Origin of the sequence: Aquabacterium sp. (genome assembly GCF_041909175.1) — a bacterium.
Lineage (GTDB): Bacteria > Pseudomonadota > Gammaproteobacteria > Burkholderiales > Burkholderiaceae_C > Aquabacterium.
This window is the reverse complement of the sequence record NZ_JAYRDZ010000003.1, coordinates 64,021-82,914: the sequence shown is the minus strand read 5'-3', so window position 1 is coordinate 82,914 and position 18,894 is coordinate 64,021. Positions and strand designations below refer to the sequence as shown.

Sequence of the window (18,894 nt, the reverse complement as noted above, 5' to 3'; positions counted from 1 at the left end):
GGGCGACTGTAGCACCGAGCCAGATCAGGACAGCATGAACAAACCCGGATGCCTGTGCCGACCACGACGCAGCAAGGTGGTCGTAGCCGGAACCAGACTGCTGACGGCAAACCAGAGCATGTCGTGATCCGGCTCCGATGAACTCGACAGTGCAACGTGGAGCTGCTGCCAGGCGGCCCAGTCGATTTCCCGAACCACATCGGTCCAGGGTCTGCCCAATTGCCCCAGCGTGAAGGAGAGCATGCGCAAACGCGCCATGATCGCCTCCAGCGTGTTCTGACTCATGAACAGCTCGTCCTCGCTTTGCAGCGGCGCCAACAGCACGGTGATGTCATGGGCACATTCCTCGGCAATCTGGACCAGAACCATGGTGCGCTGCATGTCGGGGCTCCCGCAAACAAGATGGGCTTCATCATAAAAACACCCCAGCCTGGCGTGCTGCAGCGGCCGCAATGCCCGAGCAAGGGGCTCAAGCGCCCCACGGCCTTGCCAAAACCCGCACACCAGCCAAGGGCTCTGCCCCACGCGAAATGGCCCGCACCAGCGACAATACGGGGTTAGACCCGCCCCCACCATGTCCGTCACCAAAACTGCACCCGCCCCCCATCGCGCCCCGAAAGCCCTGACTGCCTACCGCCCCTACTGGGCGAAACGCTTCGGGACAGCGCCTTTCCTGCCCATGAGCCGGGCAGAGATGGACTCGCTCGGCTGGGACAGCTGCGACATCATCATCGTGACGGGCGACGCCTATGTGGATCACCCCAGCTTTGGCATGGCGGTCATCGGTCGGGTGCTCGAGGCTCAGGGCTTCCGCGTGGGCATCATCGCCCAGCCGGACTGGCAAAGCGCCGAGCCCTTCAAGGCCCTGGGCAAGCCCAATCTCTTCTACGGGGTGGCTGCCGGCAACATGGACTCGATGATCAACCGCTACACGGCTGATCGAAAAATTCGCAGTGACGATGCCTACACCCCTGGCGGTGAAGGCGGCAAGCGCCCTGACCGGGCCTCTCTGGTCTATGCACAGCGCTGCAAGGAAGCCTATCCGGACGTGCCCCTCATCATGGGCGGCATCGAAGCCTCGCTGCGCCGCATTGCGCACTATGACTACTGGCAGGACAAGGTCCGCCGCTCCATCCTGGCCGATGCCAAGGCCGACTTGCTGCTGTATGGCAACGCCGAGCGCGCCATTGTGGAAGTCGCCCACCGTCTGGCCGCGCGCGAGCCCATCGAGCAGATCACGGATGTCCGGGGCACCGCCTTCATGCGGCGCTCCAACGACCCGTCGGCTGAAGGCTGGTTCGAGCTGGACTCGACCGAGGTTGACCAACCAGGCCGCATCGACCAGCACATCAACCCCTACCTGACCACAGGTCAGCAGGCTGCGGCCATGGGGGAAAGTTGTGCGCTGGAAGAGTCCGGGGCCTTTGATCCCGTCAAGGGGCAGGACAAGGCCGTCGCGCTCGGCGCCGAGGTCAAGCCGATCCACTTTGCCAAGCCGCTGGCAGCCACGCCCCTGCGAGGCAAGATGAGCTTGCCGCCGCGTGAGCGCACCGTCATCCGGCTGCCCGCATACGAACAGGTCAAGAGCGACCCGGTGCTCTATGCCCACGCCAACCGTGTGCTGCACCTGGAGACCAACCCCGGCAACGCCCGGGCGCTGGTGCAGGCGCATGCGCACCGCGATGTCTGGATCAACCCGCCGCCCATCCCCCTGACGATGGCGGAGATGGACTACGTCTTCGACCTGCCCTACGCCCGCAGCCCGCACCCCAGCTACGCCGACAAGCAAGGCAGCCATGACGGCGCCACCAAGATCCCGGCGTGGGAGATGATCCGCTTCAGCGTGAACATCATGCGCGGCTGCTTCGGTGGCTGCACCTTCTGCTCGATCACCGAACACGAAGGCCGCATCATCCAGAGCCGCTCGGAAGACTCGGTCATCCACGAGATTGAAGAGATCCGCGACAAGGTCAAGGGCTTCACGGGTGTGATCTCCGATCTGGGCGGCCCCACGGCCAACATGTACCGTCTGGGTTGCAAGTCGCCCGAGATCGAGGCCGCCTGCCGCAAGCCCAGCTGTGTCTACCCCGACATCTGCTCGAACCTGCATACCGACCACACGCCGCTGATCCACATGTACCGGCGTGCACGTGCGCTGCGAGGCGTCAAGAAGATCCTGATCGGTTCAGGCCTGCGCTATGACCTGGCCGTGCGTTCGCCGGAGTACATCCGCGAACTGGTGACCCACCACGTGGGCGGCTACCTGAAGATTGCCCCGGAGCACACCGAGCAAGGCCCGCTGTCGAAGATGATGAAGCCCGGTATCGGGACCTACGACCGCTTCAAGGCCCTGTTCGAGAAGTTCAGCGAAGAAGCAGGCAAGAAGCAGTACCTGATCCCCTACTTCATTGCGGCACACCCGGGCACCTCCGACGAAGACATGATGAACCTGGCGCTGTGGCTCAAGCGCAATGGCTTCCGGGCAGATCAGGTGCAAACCTTCTACCCCAGCCCCATGGCCACGGCCACGGCGATGTACCACTCGGGCCTGAACACCCTCAAGGGCATCAGCCGGATCGAAGGCAAGGGCGAAAAGGTCGACATCGTGCGCGGTGAGCGCCGTCGCCGTTTGCACAAGGCCTTCCTGCGCTACCACGACCCCAACAACTGGCCCCTGCTGCGCGATGCTCTCAAGGACATGGGGCGCGCCGACCTGATCGGCAATGGCAAGCACCATCTGGTGCCGTCTTACCAGCCGGTCACCGATGGGGCTTACCAATCGGCTCGACGCAAGAACTCGACCACGTCTGGCGTGAAGACGTCCCCGGTCACCAAGGGCCGCGTGCTGACCCAGCACACCGGGCTGCCACCACGGGAACACGGCGGCAAGCCGGCTGCGCGCAAGACGGCAGGGTCTGGCTTCGCCCCCCGCAAAAAGGGCCGCTGAGCCGGGCGCTCAGTTCCTGCGCGAGGTACGCTGGGCAATCGCCTGGCGATCCAGCTGGTCCAGCGTCTTGCGCCATTCAGCTGGCTCGACCGTGCGCGGCATCATCAGCATCAGCACACAGCCATTGCGGATGCGCGCCGGGCGAATCACCACCTGCACATCACCCAGGATGACGCAGGTTTCGCGCACCGCGCGGCCCAGGCTCAGCCCATCGCCCAGGCGCCCCACGGCGGCCAGCAGCGCATAGCCTTGCTGGACCATCTCGGCACCAGGGCTGCCTGTGGTCTGTGCCTCCAGCGCCTTGTTTGTCAGGTTGAAAATGCAAACGGCGGTCGCACCGGTCTGTGTCTGAGCCAATCGCACATAGTCGTCAATCGACAAGGGCTGGTGCGACACCGCAGACGGACGCGCTGCTTCGGTCAACTGCGGCGTGGCCGCACCACGGGTAGACACCTGCGCATCACCGATGCGGATCTGGCGGATCACTGGACGGGACTGCCCAAGCCCCTGCTGAGCATGGCGGTTCCAGTAGGTGGACAACAGCGCCCAGGTTGACGGCACCGAGTTGGTCGCCGGTGACACCTCAACCTTCAAGCCAGGAGACGACTCGAGTGCAGCCAGATCCTGACGCAGCGAGGGGTCACGCGTTTGCGGCAGGATCAGCAAGTGCATGCCGCCGGGCCGGTGCGCAGCCAGCAGGTCATCCTTCAGGCAACTGACGCCCAAAGCCGCGGTTTGAGCCACCTGATGCTCGGCATACAACACATTGACCGCAGCGAACGCTGCAAGCTGGCGGCGGATCGCCACGCGCTCTGGCGCATCGGCCTCGACCTCGGATGCATAGATCCGGACCGTTGACGGGGTGGCCGGGCAGTCGATGAAGTACAGGGTGGCCAGCGTGTCACCAAACCCCTGGCGACGCACACACAATTGCTGCAGCGGCCAGCCGGTCTGCAAGGACAGCGAGGCCAGAAAGGTTCTGGAGCGGCCAGAGCCCAGGTCATGCAGGAGCATGTAGGGCGGTTGCCCCAGCTCCAGTTGCAGTTTCAGCGCCTCGGACGGGCGGCACACCACAAACCACTCGCGCAGGGTGTCAGAGACCTTGCTGCCCAACTCACGGACATCGGGCCCAGTCTTGCCCGGATCGTCCATGATTTGCGTATTGATCTGGCCATAGCCAGGCGCTCGCGGCGCCGTTTCTGCCGTGCCATCCATGACACATCCCCTATTTTGTGCGTGCCGAGCAATGGTCGCGGCGATACGCAATTTGTTACGTATTTTCGCATCGTAGATGCTCGTCGTCTGTAAAGAAACAATGCCCACTGCGTCGCATGGACTTCTGGCGCGCAGTGATGCGCGAAGACATCGCTCCACCCATTCCTGCGGTGTGACTTGTCGCACAACCGACGTATGCTTGCTGCAGTCGAACAAACCCCGAAAGCGGTTCAACCATGCGCTACGTTGTGTTCAACCAGAAGGGTGGCGTGGGCAAATCCACCATCACCTGCAACCTTGCCGCCATCAGCGCCCAGCAGGGGCTGCGCACCCTGGTCATCGACCTCGACCCTCAGGGCAACTCCACCCACTACCTGCTGGGCGGCACCCAGGACGATGCCGAGGTGAGCGCGGCCGCCTTCTTCGACCAGACCTTGAAGTTCAGTGCGCGTCCCAAAGGGGCTGAAGAATATGTGGTGGACACCCCCTGGGAGAACCTCCACCTGATGCCTTCGCACCCTGATCTGGACGAATTGCACGGCAAGCTGGAGTCGCGCTACAAGATCTACAAGCTGCGAGACGCACTGGAAGAGTTGTCAGAGCAATATGACCGCATCTACATCGACACGCCACCGGCCCTGAACTTCTACACGCGCTCGGCCCTGATCGCGGCACAAGGCTGTCTGATTCCGTTTGACTGCGACGACTTTTCGCGCCGGGCGCTCTACAACCTGCTCGAGAACGTGCAGGAAATCCAGGCCGACCACAACGAGGAACTGAAAGTGTCCGGCATCGTGGTCAACCAGTTCCAGCCGCGTGCAAGCCTGCCGCAAAAGCTGGTTCAGGAGTTGATTGACGAAGGTTTGCCGGTGCTGCAACCCTACCTCAGCGCATCCGTGAAGGTGAAGGAGTCACACCAGCAGGCCAAGCCCATGGTGCACCTGGACCCTCGCCACAAGCTGACGCTCGATTTCGTGGCCCTGCACGAAGCGCTGGGGGCCATCAGCACGCATTGAATGCGTCGATCAGTTCTTCCGACCACAGTTGCACATCGGCTTCACTGATGTGCAGCCAATCGAGGGCCTTGCCTGCGTAACGGGTCCAGTCGCTGTCTGGCGGCAGACCTTCATGCACGCACGCCAGGTGCTCTGCCACCAGACCTGCCGCCACGAGCGTGTGGATTTCTGGCTCGGTGAAGCTGTCACCCAGGGCATCGAGATCATGGTGCAGCCGGATGGCGGCCATCAAGGCGGGCGCCAGCTTCCAGACTCGCGCCACCAATGCCCCCACGACGGCATGATCCGTGCGGTGGTTGGCATTTTCCGTGGCAATGAACGAGCGGTCGATGCGGGCCCGGGCCTCCACCAGGGTCCCAGCGTAACCCCGCACACTCTGCATCATGACCGGCAGGCCCACATGGCAAAACAGACCATAGGTGTAGGCCAGGTCAGGTGACATGCCCGGCAAGTGGCGGGCGATATAGGTCATGGCCACCGCACGCTTGGTGGAGCGTTCCCAGAAACGTTGCAAATGGGGGCTGTTGACCCGGATGGCGTTCTGCGCCAGGAAACCCGTCATGATCGACGCGGTTTCTTCCAGCCCCAGGCGGTTCATGGCCGCGCCGATGCTCTGCGCCGGTTGCCCGCTGGCGTAGAGCGCCCCATTGGCAGCACGCAACAAGGTCGCTGACATGGCCACGTCGCTGGAGGCGATGTGCGCGACTTCGTTGAGATCAGGTTCTGCCTGGTTCATCGCCTCACGCAGGCGAGCCAGCAGTTCGGGACAAGGCGGGATGACGATGTGCTGCAGCGGACCGCTGCGTCGGGCCTGATCAATCTCCTGCTGGATGGCGGTCGTGCGCGCCGGAGAAGCGGTAGGTTCGGAAAGGATCGCCGTCATGGTGGTCAACATTCAGAGGCAGTGAATCTGAGTAGCCTGCACGTCTCTATCGGCACACAGCGCCACAGATTGAGCGTAACTTTTTGGCAAAGCGCACACCCGCGTTCACCAGGGCTGAACCAACCAGGCCAGCCAGCCAGCCCCCATCATGGCCAGGAGCCCCAGCGCCACCCGCCAGGCATAGGCAAAGCCCCCTGCCACCATGGCGCCCGCCACTTTGCTGATGCTGTTGGTGGTCATGGCCAGCAACATCCACAAGGCCGTCTGGCTGCTCCCCAGCTTGCCAGCGGCAAACAGGGCGAACACGGCACCACCCGCAGCATGGGCATCGCCAAAACCAGCCAAAGCCACCGCCAGGGCCCCGGCTCCGGGCGCCAGCCGCGTCAACCACCCGACTGCGGCGGCAATGCCAGTCAACATCGCCGCAAACATCAAGGTCTGGCCCAGCTTGAACACCTTGCCAGATGGTTGAAGTGGCCCGCCTGCCTGCGCACCCTTGCGCCAACTCACGCCAACAGCCACCAGGGCCGTCAAGCCCGCAGCCCCCAGAGGCAACACCAGCGCCGACAGCAGCGCCACCGACGCACTGGCAGCCACCAGCGCCATCAGCAAGACCGTTGCGACATTGGACGCCAGGGCTGCTGCCACATAAGGTTCGCGCATACCAGGCTCTTCACGCGCCTTGGCACCCATGGCCGCGATGGTGGCCGTGCTCGATATGAAGCCTGAAACCAGCCCGGACAAGACCAGCCCAGCCTTGGGGCCCACCACGCGCAAACCCACGTGCCCCAGCATCTGCAAGGCCATCAGGGTCACCGTGAGACGCCACAGATCACGTGGATTGACCTGTGACAGCATCGGCAGGGGCTGGTCGGGAATCAAAGGCAGCACCACCAGCACGGCGCCCGCCAGCACGAGGGCGCTGCGCAGCTCTTCTTCGGTCAGCAACTCGGTGGAAAACCGATGCAGCGAGGCCCGGGCCGCCAGCAAAAAGGTGATGACCACCCCCATCGCACTCGCCACACCCGGGTGTTCCGTGGACACCACCCCAAGGACATAAGTCACGAACAGGGCCATTTCGGTGGTGACGCCCGGATCGTCAGACTTGTCACGCCAATAGGACAAGAGCGCCAGCAACAACACCAGCAGCCCGCCCAAGGCGACCAGCCACCCATAGCCCGACAACTGCGCCAGTGCGCCGGTCAGTGCAGCGAGGGTGAAGGTCCGCATGCCGGCAAACGCCCGGTTCTGGCCCATGCCCTTGCGGCGCTCGCGCTCCACACCGATCAGCAGACCACACCCCAGCGCCACCGCCAGGCCCATCGGCATCGAAGAACCCATTTCGATCAACATGCGCGCAGGATAACGGCTTTGCGGCACAGAACCGGGAAGATCCGTACACTAGCGCCCGCCAAACGGCATTCCTCGACATGACCATCCTGCTGGCCCCCATGGAGGGCCTCCTCGATTTCGCGCTGCGCGACGTGCTCACCCGCGTCGGTGGCATTGATCGATGCGTATCGGAATTCATCCGCGTCACCGGCACCCTGTTGCCTGAGCGGGCGTTCCGCCGCATCGTGCCTGAGCTCGCCCATGGTGGTCGCACCTCCGCGGGCGTGCCGGTGCGCGCCCAGCTGATGGGCTCGGACCCGGTCTGCCTGGCCGACAACGCGGCTCGCCTGGCATCGCTGGGCCCCGCTGGCATCGACCTGAACTTCGGCTGCCCGGCTCGCGTGGTGAACCGCCACGGTGGTGGTGCGGCCCTGCTCGAAGAGCCCGAACTGATCTACCAGATCGTCTCGGCGGTGCGCCAGGCGGTTCCGACTGACGTGCCCGTGTCCGCCAAGATGCGGCTGGGGCTGCACGACGACCGTCGCGCGGAAGCGTGCGCCCAGGCCATCGAGGCTGCAGGCGCCTGTGAACTGGTCGTCCACGCTCGTACCAAAGCCCATGGCTATCGCCCCCCGGCCTATTGGGACCGCATCGCCGACATCAAGGCGGTGGTGTCACTGCCGGTGATCGCCAACGGCGAGATCTGGACGGTGGAAGACGCACGGCGCTGCCGTGAGCAGTCGGGCTGTGATGACCTGATGCTGGGACGCGGCATGGTGTCCGACCCCGGTCTGGCACTGGCCATCCTGGCCGACAGCGGCGCCCAGGTGCGCACGCCCACCTGGCAGGACCTGCTGCCGCTGATGCAGCATTTCTGGAGTCTCATCATCACGCACATCGAGCCTCGCGCGAGGGCCGGACGCATGAAACAATGGCTGAATTACCTGCGCCGCACCTATCCTGAGGCAGAAGAGGCCTATCAGGTGCTGCGCACCGTGACCGATTCGCGCATCATGGAAGCCTGGCTGACGCAGGCAGTCTGGGCCCATCAGCCCACCGACGCCCTCATGCCAGACATCATCTAGACAATAAGAAAGCACCCTTCGATGGCCATTCAATGGTTCCCCGGTCACATGAATGTGACCAAAAAAGCCATCATCGACCGCATCAAGGACACCGACGTCGTCATCGAGATGCTCGATGCGCGGCTGCCCGGGTCCAGCTCGAACCCCTTGCTGTCGCAGCTGACCGGTCACCGTGCCCGGCTGAAGATCCTCAACAAGCAGGATCTGGCCGACCCCAACCGCACCGATGCCTGGCTGGCCTGGTACAACGCGCAGCCGTCGACCCGCGCCCTGGCACTGGATGCCGGCGAGAAGGCACCGGCACAGCGCCTCATCCAGGCCTGCCGGGCCCTCGCCCCCAACCGCGGCGGCATGGACAAGCCTCTGCGTGTGCTGATCTGCGGCATTCCCAATGTCGGCAAGTCCACCCTGATGAACACCCTGGTCGGGCGCAAGGCGGCCAAGACCGGCGACGAGGCCGGTGTCACCCGCATCGAGCAGCGCATCAACCTGGCCGACGATTTCTACCTCTTCGACACGCCCGGCATGCTGTGGCCCAAAATCATTGTTGAAAAAGGTGGCTACCACCTGGCAGCCAGTGGCGCAGTGGGGCGCAATGCCTATGACGACGAGGAGGTGGCGCTGGAGCTGATCGAGAGCCTCAAGCGCAGCTATGCTCACCTGCTGGCAGACCGGTACCGCCTGGACGATGTGGACGCCATCCCGACACGTCATGACGAGTTGCTGCTTGAAGACATCGGCCGCAAGCGTGGTGCCATGATGAGCGGTGGCCGGGTGAACATGGCCAAGGCGGCCGAGATCATCATCAATGACTTCCGCAGTGCGGCGCTGGGCCGCATCACCCTGGAGACCCCGGAAGAATTTGCAGCCTGGCTGGCGCGTGCCAAAGTGCTGGAGGCTGAGCGCCGTGCCCTCAAAGCCGAGCGAGACGGCCCCCGAAAAGGCAAACAAACCCGAAAAGACTGGTGATCACCACCGCTTGACATGGACCGTGCAATGGCACGATCCGATACTGAACCGTTCTGGAGCACCGATTGGCTTCCTCCCCTGACCACATCAGCATGGCCCTGTTTTGCGACTTCGAAAACGTCGCACTGGGCGTGCGTGATGCCAACTACGACAAATTCGACATCAAACGCGTTCTGGAGCGCCTGCTGCTCAAGGGCAGCATCGTCGTCAAGAAAGCCTATTGCGACTGGGAACGCTACAAGGGCTTCAAGTCGGCCATGCACGAGGCCAACTTCGAGCTGATCGAGATCCCGCATGTGCGCCAGTCTGGCAAGAACTCTGCCGACATCCGCCTGGTGGTGGATGCGCTGGACCTTTGCTACACCAAGAGCCACGTCAACACCTTCGTCATCATCTCGGGTGACTCCGACTTCTCCCCGCTGGTCTCGAAGCTGCGCGAAAACGCCAAGTATGTGATTGGCGTGGGCGTGAAACAGTCGACCTCGGACCTGCTGATTGCCAACTGCGACGAATTCATCTTCTATGACGACCTGGTGCGCGAAAGCCAGCGCCAGCGTCGCGACAACCGTGGTGACCAGAACCAGCCCCGCCGCACGCCCGAAGAAGAGGCGCGTCGCAAGGCTGAAATGGAAACGCGTCGTACCAAGGCTGTCGAGATGGCCGTGGAAACCTACGAGGCGCTGGTCACCGACCGCGACGAAGGCGGCCGCATCTGGGCATCCGTGCTGAAGGAAGCCATCAAACGCCGCAACCCAGGTTTCAACGAAAACTACTACGGCTACCGCACCTTCGGCAACCTGCTGGAAGATGCCCAGAGCCGCGGTTTGCTCGACTTTGGTCGTGATGAAAAATCGGGGGCTTTCGTGACACGTGGCAGTGGGCCCATGACCTCTGTCGTGGCCGTACCGCATGAACCCATCGAGCCCATGGCAGCAGAGCCGGTGTACACACCCGTGTTGTCGGCCCCAGCGGTCGACACGGCAGACACCCCCCCTGTGCTCCAGACCACGGAAACGGGCGCCACGCCCCCTGCCTCCAAGGAAACAGGCAAACGCCCGGCCCGCAAGGCGGCACCGCGCCGCCGTGGCAAGGGCACACGCACTGAACCAGCCAACACCGCCGAGTCGGCGAGCCCCGCCCTCGAAGCGGACAGCAAGGCTGCGCCCCAGAACGAGCCAAATTCCGCAATGGCAGCCGCACCTACCGAGGAAAACCCGAATGGCACCGTTGCCACAAAGCGGAAAACTGGAACGGGAACCCGGCGTCCTCGCAAGCCGGGCGGCAAGACCACCGTCAAGGTGCCACCAGCCGATTGAGGTGGGTGCCCCTGACCAGCCAACCCTGCCGTACTGATCCGGACCACGCCTGCGCATGAAGCGACCCCCCTTCCAGTGGCCCCTGCTCTCAACAAGGGTCACCCTGCTGACACTGGTCATTTTCTTGACTGGTGTCTGGTCGCTCACCGTCTTTGTGTCGGACACCATCCATGACGACATGGCTCGTCAGTTGGGGCAGCAGCAGTTTTCAGCGGCCACCCTCATCACGGAACAGGTTCAACAGCAGGTAGCCGAGCGCAAGGATGCGCTGGACCGCACGGCCGCCAAAGCCAGCGAGGTGGCCGAGACCGATCTCGCTGCCTTCCTGCAAGCCCAGCCGGCCTGGCAAGCACTGTTCAACTCGGGCTACCAACTGCTGTCCCCAAGCGGAAACGCACTGCTTTCCACCTTCACTTCGGTCCCTCAGCAGCCGGCCCTGCCCGCGCTGTCAGCGCTGGACATGGCACGGGTTCTGGAGTCTCGCACTGCGATCGTCACGGCCACGCGCTTCAGTACCGATCTGAACGCCCCGATCATGTCGATCGCCGTGCCCATTCGTGCAGCGAATGGCCGCCTGATCGCCGTGCTGGCTGCCGTCACCCGGCTGGATCAGCCCAACTTCCTGAGCAAGGTCGTAGACAAGCACTACGGCCAGACCGGCGGCTACGTCATCACCGATGGCGCCACCCGGCAGATCATCGCCGCCACGGATCGTAAACGCGTCACCGAATTACTGCCCCCTCGAGGCACCAACCCCAAGATCGACCGATTTGAAAAGGGCTATGAAGGCTCCGATGTGCTGGTGAACTCGCACGGTGTCGAGTTGCTGGTCTCGGCCCGGGCGATCCCCGGCACCAGCGGCTGGCACGCCGTGGTCACCTTGCCCACGGCCGAGGCATTTGCGCCTGTCAAGGCAGCGCAGCAGCGTGCCCGCCTAGCCGCCATCGTGTTGACACTCATCGCCGGCGGTGTGATGTGGTGGCGTCTGCGCCAGCTGTTTGAACCGCTTGAGGAAGCCACGGCCACCATCAGCCAGGTCACCCGCGCGGCGGCCTTGCCGCCGCCTATCCCCGTTGTGCGCCGAGATGAAATCGGCATGATGATCGAGTCGTTCAACCACCTGATCGACCAATTGGGACAGCGTGAAACGGCCTTGAAGGAAAGCGAGTTCCGCTGGAAATTCGCCATTGAAGGCTCGGGAGATGGCGTCTGGGACTGGAACATCCAGAGTGGCGATGCCTCGTGGTCGGCTCGAACCAAGGAAATCCTGGGTTACCCACGCGACGACAAGCGTCCCAACACATATCGTTCCTGGCTGGAGCACGTGCATCCGGAGGACCGGGCTGGGGTGGAGTTGATGGTCCAGTCTTGCCTCAAGGGGCAGACGCCCAGCTACCACCATGAATACCGCGTGAACCGCACGGACGGCAGCCTGCGCTGGATTCTCAGCCGAGGCATGGTGGTGGCACGCGGGCGCAATGGCGAACCCCTGCGCATGATCGGCACCGATGCCGACATCACCCAGCGCAAGCGCGTTGAACAATTCGAGCAGTTCAGAGGCCAGGCACTGGAACAACTGGCCGAAGGCCAGCCCATCAAGGCGATTCTGGAGTCGCTGGTGCGCGGGGTCGAAGCGATCGACCCCACCATCCGGGCCAGCATCCTGCTGGTGGACACCGATGGCCGCCACCTCATCAAAGGCGCGGCCCCCAGCCTGCCAGACTTCTACAACGAGGCCATCAATGGCCTGACGATTGCAGAAGGCATCGGCTCTTGCGGCACAGCTGCCGCCACCGGTCACCTGGTGATCGTCGAAGACATCATGAACCACCCCTATTGGGCCAACTTCCGCGACCTCGCGGCCAAGGCCAACCTGGGGTCATGCTGGTCGCAGGCCATCGTCGACAACACCGGCATGGTGATGGGCACCTTTGGCATCTACCACGACCATCCTCACCGCCCCACCGCCGAAGACCTCAAGCTCATCGATCAATGCACCAGCCTCGCCAACATCGCCCTGGTACATGCCCGTGACGAAGCCCGCCTGAGGCAGGCTGCCGATGTGTTCAGCCATGCCCGTGAAGGCATCATGATCACCGACCACCATGGCCTGATCACCGACGTCAACGAGGCCTTCTTCCGCATCACCGGCTACACCCGAGACGAGGTGGTCGGCAAACGCCCCAGCATCCTCAAGTCCGGCCGGCAGGATGCATCGTTCTACCAGGGCTTGTGGGCCACCTTGAATCAGCAAGGCTACTGGTCTGGCGAAATCTGGAACCGCCGCAAGGATGGGCTGGAATACGCTGAGCTGCTGACGATCAGCGCGGTCAAGGACGAGTTCGGGCAGGTCACGCAGTATGTCGGCCTGTTCTCCGACATCACGTCCATCAAGGAACACGAGCGCCGACTTGAACACATTGCCCACTTTGACGCCCTGACCGGCTTGCCCAACCGGGTGCTGCTGGCCGACCGCCTGCATCAGGCCATGAGCCAGACCCGGCGTCGCCACCAGAAACTCGCGGTCGCCTATCTGGATCTGGACGGCTTCAAGGCCATCAATGACAGCTACGGCCACGAGGCCGGCGACCAACTGCTGTCAGCCCTGTCTCACCGCATGAAATCGGCGCTGCGCGAGGGTGACACCCTGGCCCGACTGGGTGGCGACGAGTTCGTGGCCGTGCTGCTGGACGTCGATGAAATCGATCATTGCCTGCCCATCCTGTCGCGCCTGCTGGCCGCTGCTGCCACCCCGGTCGACATCGAAGGCCGCCCGCATCAGGTGTCGGCCAGTGTCGGGCTCACCCTCTACCCGCAGGGCGAAGAGGTGGATGCCGACCAGTTGCTGCGCCAGGCTGACCAGGCCATGTACCAGGCCAAGCTGGCGGGCAAGAACCGATTCCACCTGTTCGACCCCGAGCAGGACCGCAATCTGCGCGGGCACCACGCCAGCATCGAGCACATCCGACAAGCCCTGCTGGAGCGGCAATTTGTGCTGCACTACCAGCCCAAGGTGAACATGCGCACCGGCAGGGTCATCGGTGCAGAGGCCCTGATTCGCTGGCAGCACCCTGAAAATGGCCTGTTGCCGCCGGGGCAGTTCCTGCCCATCATCGAAGACAACGCCCTGTCCATCGAACTCGGTGACTGGGTGATTGCCGAAGCCCTGGACCAGATGAGCCGCTGGAAAGCCAAGGGGCTGGTTCTGCCTGTCAGTGTGAACCTCAGCGCCCGCCAGTTGCAGCAAGCCGATTTCCTGGATGGCCTGAGTGCCCATCTGGCACGCCACCCCGAACTGAGCCCACGCTCGCTGGAGTTGGAAGTGCTGGAGACCAGCGCGCTGGATGACCTCTCGCATGCCACGGAAGTCATGGCGGCATGCCAGGGCATGGGTGTGCGTTTTGCGCTGGATGATTTCGGCACAGGCTACTCATCACTGACTTACCTGAAGCGCCTGCCCATCAGCATCCTCAAGATCGATCAAAGCTTCGTGCGCGACATGCGCGACGACCCTGACGACCTCGCCATCCTCAAGGGCATCCTGAGTTTGTCGGCGGCCTTCCGCCGCGAGGTGATTGCCGAAGGGGTCGAAACCGAGGCGCACGGACTGGCCCTGCTGGGGCTGGGCTGTGAACTCGGCCAGGGTTACGGCATCGCCCGCCCGATGCCGGCTGACAAGATCCCCGAGTGGGTGGCCACCTGGCATCCCCCAGCCAGTTGGTTGGGCAACCTCAATCTCTGAGCGGGTCGGGCACTAAGATCTGCCTGTCTCGTCCTGCCCACCCCATGCTGACCCTGCGCCGCCTGCACCGCCTGCACCTGCACCCCATAGACCTCGATCTGCACGATGGCGAATGCGTGGCCTTGAGCGGCCACTCCGGTTGTGGCAAGAGCGTGTTGCTACGCGCCCTGGCCGACCTCGACCCGCATGAAGGTGAAGCCTTGCTGGATGGGCAATCGTGCGCCTCCATGCCCGCCCCGCAATGGCGCAAGCAAGTCACCTACGTACCAGCCGAGTCAGGCTGGTGGGATGACATGGTGCGCCCCCACTTCCTGCCAGAGCAAGACCTCGCCACGCTGTTGCCGCGAGTCGGGCTGGCTGCCGCCGCTGCCGACTGGCCAGTCGCCCGTCTGTCGACCGGTGAACGTCAGCGCATGGCGCTGCTGCGTGCGCTGCGGCCCGGCGTGCGGGTGCTGTTGCTGGACGAGCCCACCTCCGGGCTTGACCCTGACAGCGTCCTGAAGGTCGAAGCCCTGTTGCAGGAACAACTCGCCCAAGGCATGTCCATCCTGATGGTCACCCACAGCCCCGAGCAGGCCATGCGGCTGGCGCATCGGCGCTTCAGGATGCAGGACGGCTGCCTGCAGGAGCTGAGTACATGAACGAAGCTACGCTGCGCGCGGGGGATCTGGTGCTGGTGGCCTCCCTGGTTGTGCTCAACGCCGGGCTGTCACTGTGGCTGCAACTGGGCCTGGCACGCACACTGCTGATCGCGGCAAGCCGCACGGTCGTGCAACTGCTGCTGGTGGGCCTGTTGCTCAAGACCGTGCTGACCCTGCAGTCGGGCTGGCTGGTGGGCGGTGTGGTGCTGCTGATGTTTGCAGCAGCCAGCCACGAGATCCTGTCCCGGCAGGACCATCGCCTGGCCGGGTGGTGGGGCATGGGGCTGAGCACCGGCGCCACCATGGCCGCCACCCTGCTGGCCACCACCTTGGCCCTGATTGCCCTGCGCCCATCAAGCTGGCTGGATGCGCGGGTGCTCATCCCCTTGCTGGGCATCATCCTGGGCGGGGTGATGAACGGCGTGAGCCTGAGCCTCAACACCTTTCAAAACAGCGTGCAAAGAGACCGTTCTGCCATCGAAGCCCGGCTGACACTGGGGGCCACACGCCATGAGGCGCTGCGCCCAACTCTGCTGAGGGCCCTGCGCAGCGGCATGATTCCGATCGTCAACCAGATGTCGGCAGCCGGCATCATCACCCTGCCGGGCATGATGAGCGGCCAGATCCTGGCTGGCATGCCGGCCATCGAGGCGGCCAAGTACCAGATCCTGGTGCTGTTGCTCATTGCGGGTGGTGCCGGTCTGGGCGCCATCGGGGCCACGCTGGCCGCCAGTTGGCGCCTTACCGATGAGCGCGATCGCCTGCGGCTCGACCGACTGGGCTGAGCCCGACCAGCGCCCCCGCCACGTTCACTGCACCACCAACTCGACGCGGCGGTTTTGTGCCCGCCCCTCTTCGGATGTGTTGGCTGCCAGTGGCGCCAGGCTGCCCACACCACGGGCCTGCAGGCGACGGCCATCCACCTTGTAGCCCGATGTCAGCTCGGACACCACGGCCTGTGCGCGCTGCAGAGACAGGGTCATGTTGCTGTCAGGCTGGCCCTGGTTATCGGTATGGCCGACGACGTACACCTTGAGGCCAGGCTGGGCCTTGAGCAAGTTGGCCATCTCCACCAGTTGCGCGCGTGATTCGGGCTTCACATCGGCCTTGCCCGTATCGAAATACAGCCCGTACAGCGCGATACGCCCTTTGGCCTGCAGCCCTTCACCCAGGGCCTTGGCGTTGACCGTCACCTGCCCGGTCTGCATGGCCTTCGGCTCGACAATCTGAATATAGGTGGCGGCTGCGCGCGTGTCGTCATTGACCGCCGTAGAGGTATAGACCAGCACCGACACAGGGGAACCCCCGGCATTCGGCAAGGTCCCCACCAGCATCCGGCCATCGGCGCTCAGCGGGTCAACCAGGTTATAGGAGGACGAACTGCTGGCACTGGGAATGCCACCCGGCGCCCACTTCAAAACGGTGGCCAGGTCTTTCATGTCACCCTGCGCACGCCAGGCGAAATACAGGTTGCTGCAATTCTTGTCGCAGCTGAACTGGCGGCTCAGACCGGCGGCAGCCAGGGCCTGCTCGTAATTGCGAAACACCTCCAGCGGCGCCTTGCCCTGAGGTGACAGATAGACCAGACGCGTGACCTTGCCCTCGACCGACTGCTGGTCCTTGAGGCGACGCGGCCCGCTGTCACGCACCTCCTGCACGGACAGCGGCACGCCCGCCTGGCCCCACGACTGGGCCTGATAGCCGACCAGCACCGAACCCGTGAAACGCTGGATCAACGGATGATCCTGACCACCTGGCACATTGCCCGGCCACGGCGCAGCGGCCAGCGCGGCAGACAGTTTGAACACCAGGGCGCCCAGCAGCGCCCCCCTCCCGAATGTGTGGATGACGTTTTTCATGCCGTCATCCTCGCAAATTCAGGCAGGCCGACTGTGACGCCAGAGCATCTTTTACAGCCTGTTTCAAACGCGGGGCTTACTTGGCCCAGCTGTCCTTCAGGCCCGTGATCTTGTTGAACACGGGTTTGCCGGCCTGATGGTCCTTGCAGTCGGCCACGAAGTAGCCAAAACGCTCGAACTGGAACTTCTGATCAGGCTGCGCCTGGGCCAGCGAAGGCTCCACGTAAGCCGTCACGACCTTCTTGCTGTCCGGGTTCAGGCTGGCCTTGAAGTCCTTGCCACCGGCATCAGGATGCGGATCGGAGAACAGCCGGTCGTACAGACGCACCTCGGCGGCCACACCATCGGCAACGCCCACCCAGGTGATGGCCGCCTTGACCTTCACCGAATCGGCACCGGGTGTGCCACTCTTGGTGTCCGGCACCACGGTGGCCAGCACTTCGACCACCTTGCCATCGGCATCCTTGACGCAGCCCGTGCACTCGATCACATAGCCGCCCTTGAGGCGCACCTTGTTGCCAGGGAAGAGGCGCTTGTAGCCCTTGGGCGGCACTTCCTCGAAGTCTTCGCGTTCGATCCAGACTTCCTTGCCCAGCTTGAAATGACGAACCGGCGACTCGACACCTTCCGGCGGGTGCGGCAAGGCGGGCAGGCTGCACGGCTCCTGATGGCCGGCCCCCATGACCTCGTCCCAGTTGCTCAGCGTCAGCTTGACCGGATCGAGCACAACCATGCCGCGATGGGCCTTGCTTTCCAGGTCATCACGCAAGGCGATGTCCAGCGTGCTGTAGTCGATCCAGCTGTCGGCCTTGCTCACGCCGATGCGCTCGCAGAACAGCTGGATGGCTTGCGGGGTGTAGCCGCGACGGCGCAGGCCCACGATGGTCGGCATGCGTGGGTCATCCCAGCCTTCCACCACCTTCTCGTCAACCAGTTGCTTGAGCTTGCGCTTGGACGTGATCACATAGGTGAGGTTCAGACGCGCAAATTCGTACTGGCGCGGCACCGGCTGATTGATCAGACCGCCTTCGGCCAGACGCTCCAGCAGCCAGTCATAGAACGGGCGCTGGTCTTCGAACTCGAGGGTGCAGATGGAGTGGGTGACCTGCTCCAGTGCGTCTTCGATCGGGTGGGCGAAGGTGTACATCGGGTAGATGCACCACTTGTCGCCCGTGTTGTGGTGGGTGGCCCGCTTGATGCGGTAGATGGCCGGGTCCCGCATGTTGATATTGGGGCTGGCCATGTCGATCCTGGCGCGCAGGACCATGGCGCCGTCGGCATGCTGGCCATCACGCATTTCACGGAAACGGGCCAGGTTCTCGGCCGGCGTGCGGCTGCGGAAGGGGCTGTCCTTGCCGGGGGTGGTGAAGTCACCACGGTTGGCACGCATCTCTTCCGGGGTCTGCTCGTCGACATAGGCCAGGCCTGCTTCGATCAGGTACTCGGCAGCGCGGTACATGAAATCGAAATAGTTGCTGGCGTAATACAGATGGGTCTGCGCCTGGCCGTTGAAGTTCGACTCCCAGCCGAAGCCCAGCCACTTGACGGCATCCAGAATGGAGTCGACGTACTCCTGCTCTTCCTTTTCAGGGTTGGTGTCGTCGAAACGCATGTGGCAAACGCCACCGTAGTCACGGGCCAGCCCGAAATTCAGGCAGATGCTCTTGGCGTGCCCCACGTGCAGGTAGCCATTCGGTTCGGGCGGGAAACGGGTACGGATCTTGGCGGGGTCGGGCTGCCCCGTTTCCTGATGGGCAGCATCACCCGGCGAGCCGGCCCATTGGCGGCTGGCATAGGTGCCCTGCTCCAAGTCGCGGTCAATGATGCCGCGCAGGAAGTTGGTCGGTTTGTTCAGGGTCGAGTCGGCAGTAGGCGCATTCATACGCTAA

14 protein-coding genes are annotated in these 18,894 nt (G+C 63.7%); 8 read left to right on the top strand and 6 right to left on the bottom strand.

From position 1 onward, the window contains the following. Positions 1-24: 24 nt before the first annotated feature. Positions 25-381: a hypothetical protein gene (locus ACE3PH_RS05360; protein WP_374316967.1), complete on the bottom strand. Its 357-nt coding sequence runs from the start codon at positions 379-381 to the stop codon at positions 25-27. A gap of 193 nt (positions 382-574) precedes the next feature. On the opposite strand from ACE3PH_RS05360, the gene ACE3PH_RS05355 reads away from it, so the two are divergent. Continuing rightward, complete coding sequence (locus ACE3PH_RS05355) at positions 575-2,947, top strand: YgiQ family radical SAM protein (protein ID WP_374316966.1); 2,373 nt, start codon at positions 575-577, stop codon at positions 2,945-2,947. Positions 2,948-2,956: 9 nt separating this feature from the next. Here the strand turns inward: ACE3PH_RS05355 and ACE3PH_RS05350 are convergent, their stop codons facing one another. Continuing rightward, positions 2,957-4,162: a hypothetical protein gene (locus tag ACE3PH_RS05350; protein WP_374316965.1), complete on the bottom strand. Its 1,206-nt coding sequence runs from the start codon at positions 4,160-4,162 to the stop codon at positions 2,957-2,959. A gap of 236 nt (positions 4,163-4,398) precedes the next feature. Here ACE3PH_RS05350 and ACE3PH_RS05345 point away from each other — a divergent pair, with 236 nt between their 5' ends. Continuing rightward, positions 4,399-5,178: a ParA family protein gene (locus ACE3PH_RS05345; RefSeq protein ID WP_374316964.1), complete on the top strand. Its 780-nt coding sequence runs from the start codon at positions 4,399-4,401 to the stop codon at positions 5,176-5,178. Here ACE3PH_RS05345 and ACE3PH_RS05340 read toward each other — a convergent pair. Both ACE3PH_RS05340 and ACE3PH_RS05335 read right to left on the bottom strand, forming a co-directional pair. Next, positions 5,165-6,061, bottom strand: a complete 897-nt coding sequence (locus ACE3PH_RS05340) for an HDOD domain-containing protein (protein WP_374316963.1) — start codon at positions 6,059-6,061, stop codon at positions 5,165-5,167. The two genes, ACE3PH_RS05345 and ACE3PH_RS05340, sit on opposite strands and share 14 nt — an antisense overlap. Positions 6,062-6,166: 105 nt before the next feature. Continuing rightward, complete coding sequence (locus tag ACE3PH_RS05335; RefSeq protein WP_374316962.1) at positions 6,167-7,414, bottom strand: MgtC/SapB family protein; 1,248 nt, start codon at positions 7,412-7,414, stop codon at positions 6,167-6,169. A gap of 77 nt (positions 7,415-7,491) precedes the next feature. Here ACE3PH_RS05335 and ACE3PH_RS05330 point away from each other — a divergent pair, with 77 nt between their 5' ends. The 6 genes from ACE3PH_RS05330 (at position 7,492) to ACE3PH_RS05305 (ending at position 15,931) form a co-directional block, all read left to right on the top strand. Beyond that, positions 7,492-8,478: a tRNA dihydrouridine synthase gene (locus ACE3PH_RS05330; RefSeq protein WP_374316961.1), complete on the top strand. Its 987-nt coding sequence runs from the start codon at positions 7,492-7,494 to the stop codon at positions 8,476-8,478. A gap of 21 nt (positions 8,479-8,499) precedes the next feature. Then, entirely contained in the window at positions 8,500-9,447 is a 948-nt protein-coding gene (ylqF, locus tag ACE3PH_RS05325) for a ribosome biogenesis GTPase YlqF (protein WP_374316960.1), read from the top strand. 65 nt (positions 9,448-9,512) lie between these two features. Further along, positions 9,513-10,763 carry an NYN domain-containing protein gene (locus ACE3PH_RS05320; protein ID WP_374316959.1) on the top strand — a complete coding sequence of 417 codons (1,251 nt, stop codon included), beginning with the start codon at positions 9,513-9,515 and terminating at the stop codon, positions 10,761-10,763. A gap of 55 nt (positions 10,764-10,818) precedes the next feature. After that, complete coding sequence (locus ACE3PH_RS05315) at positions 10,819-14,505, top strand: EAL domain-containing protein (RefSeq protein WP_374316958.1); 3,687 nt, start codon at positions 10,819-10,821, stop codon at positions 14,503-14,505. Positions 14,506-14,549: 44 nt separating this feature from the next. Further along, the gene (locus ACE3PH_RS05310) at positions 14,550-15,146 is read left to right on the top strand and encodes an ATP-binding cassette domain-containing protein (protein ID WP_374316957.1); all 597 of its coding nucleotides are present in this window, start codon (positions 14,550-14,552) and stop codon (positions 15,144-15,146) included. Beyond that, positions 15,143-15,931 carry an ABC transporter permease gene (locus tag ACE3PH_RS05305; protein ID WP_374316956.1) on the top strand — a complete coding sequence of 263 codons (789 nt, stop codon included), beginning with the start codon at positions 15,143-15,145 and terminating at the stop codon, positions 15,929-15,931. The genes ACE3PH_RS05310 and ACE3PH_RS05305 overlap by 4 nt, the downstream gene beginning before the upstream one ends. Positions 15,932-15,955: 24 nt before the next feature. Here ACE3PH_RS05305 and ACE3PH_RS05300 read toward each other — a convergent pair whose 3' ends face one another. Next, positions 15,956-17,005, bottom strand: coding sequence for an OmpA family protein (locus tag ACE3PH_RS05300; RefSeq protein WP_374316955.1), 1,050 nt, complete (start codon positions 17,003-17,005; stop codon positions 15,956-15,958). 76 nt (positions 17,006-17,081) lie between these two features. Beyond that, entirely contained in the window at positions 17,082-18,887 is a 1,806-nt protein-coding gene (locus ACE3PH_RS05295; protein ID WP_374316954.1) for a glutamine--tRNA ligase/YqeY domain fusion protein, read from the bottom strand. Positions 18,888-18,894 lie beyond the last annotated feature (7 nt).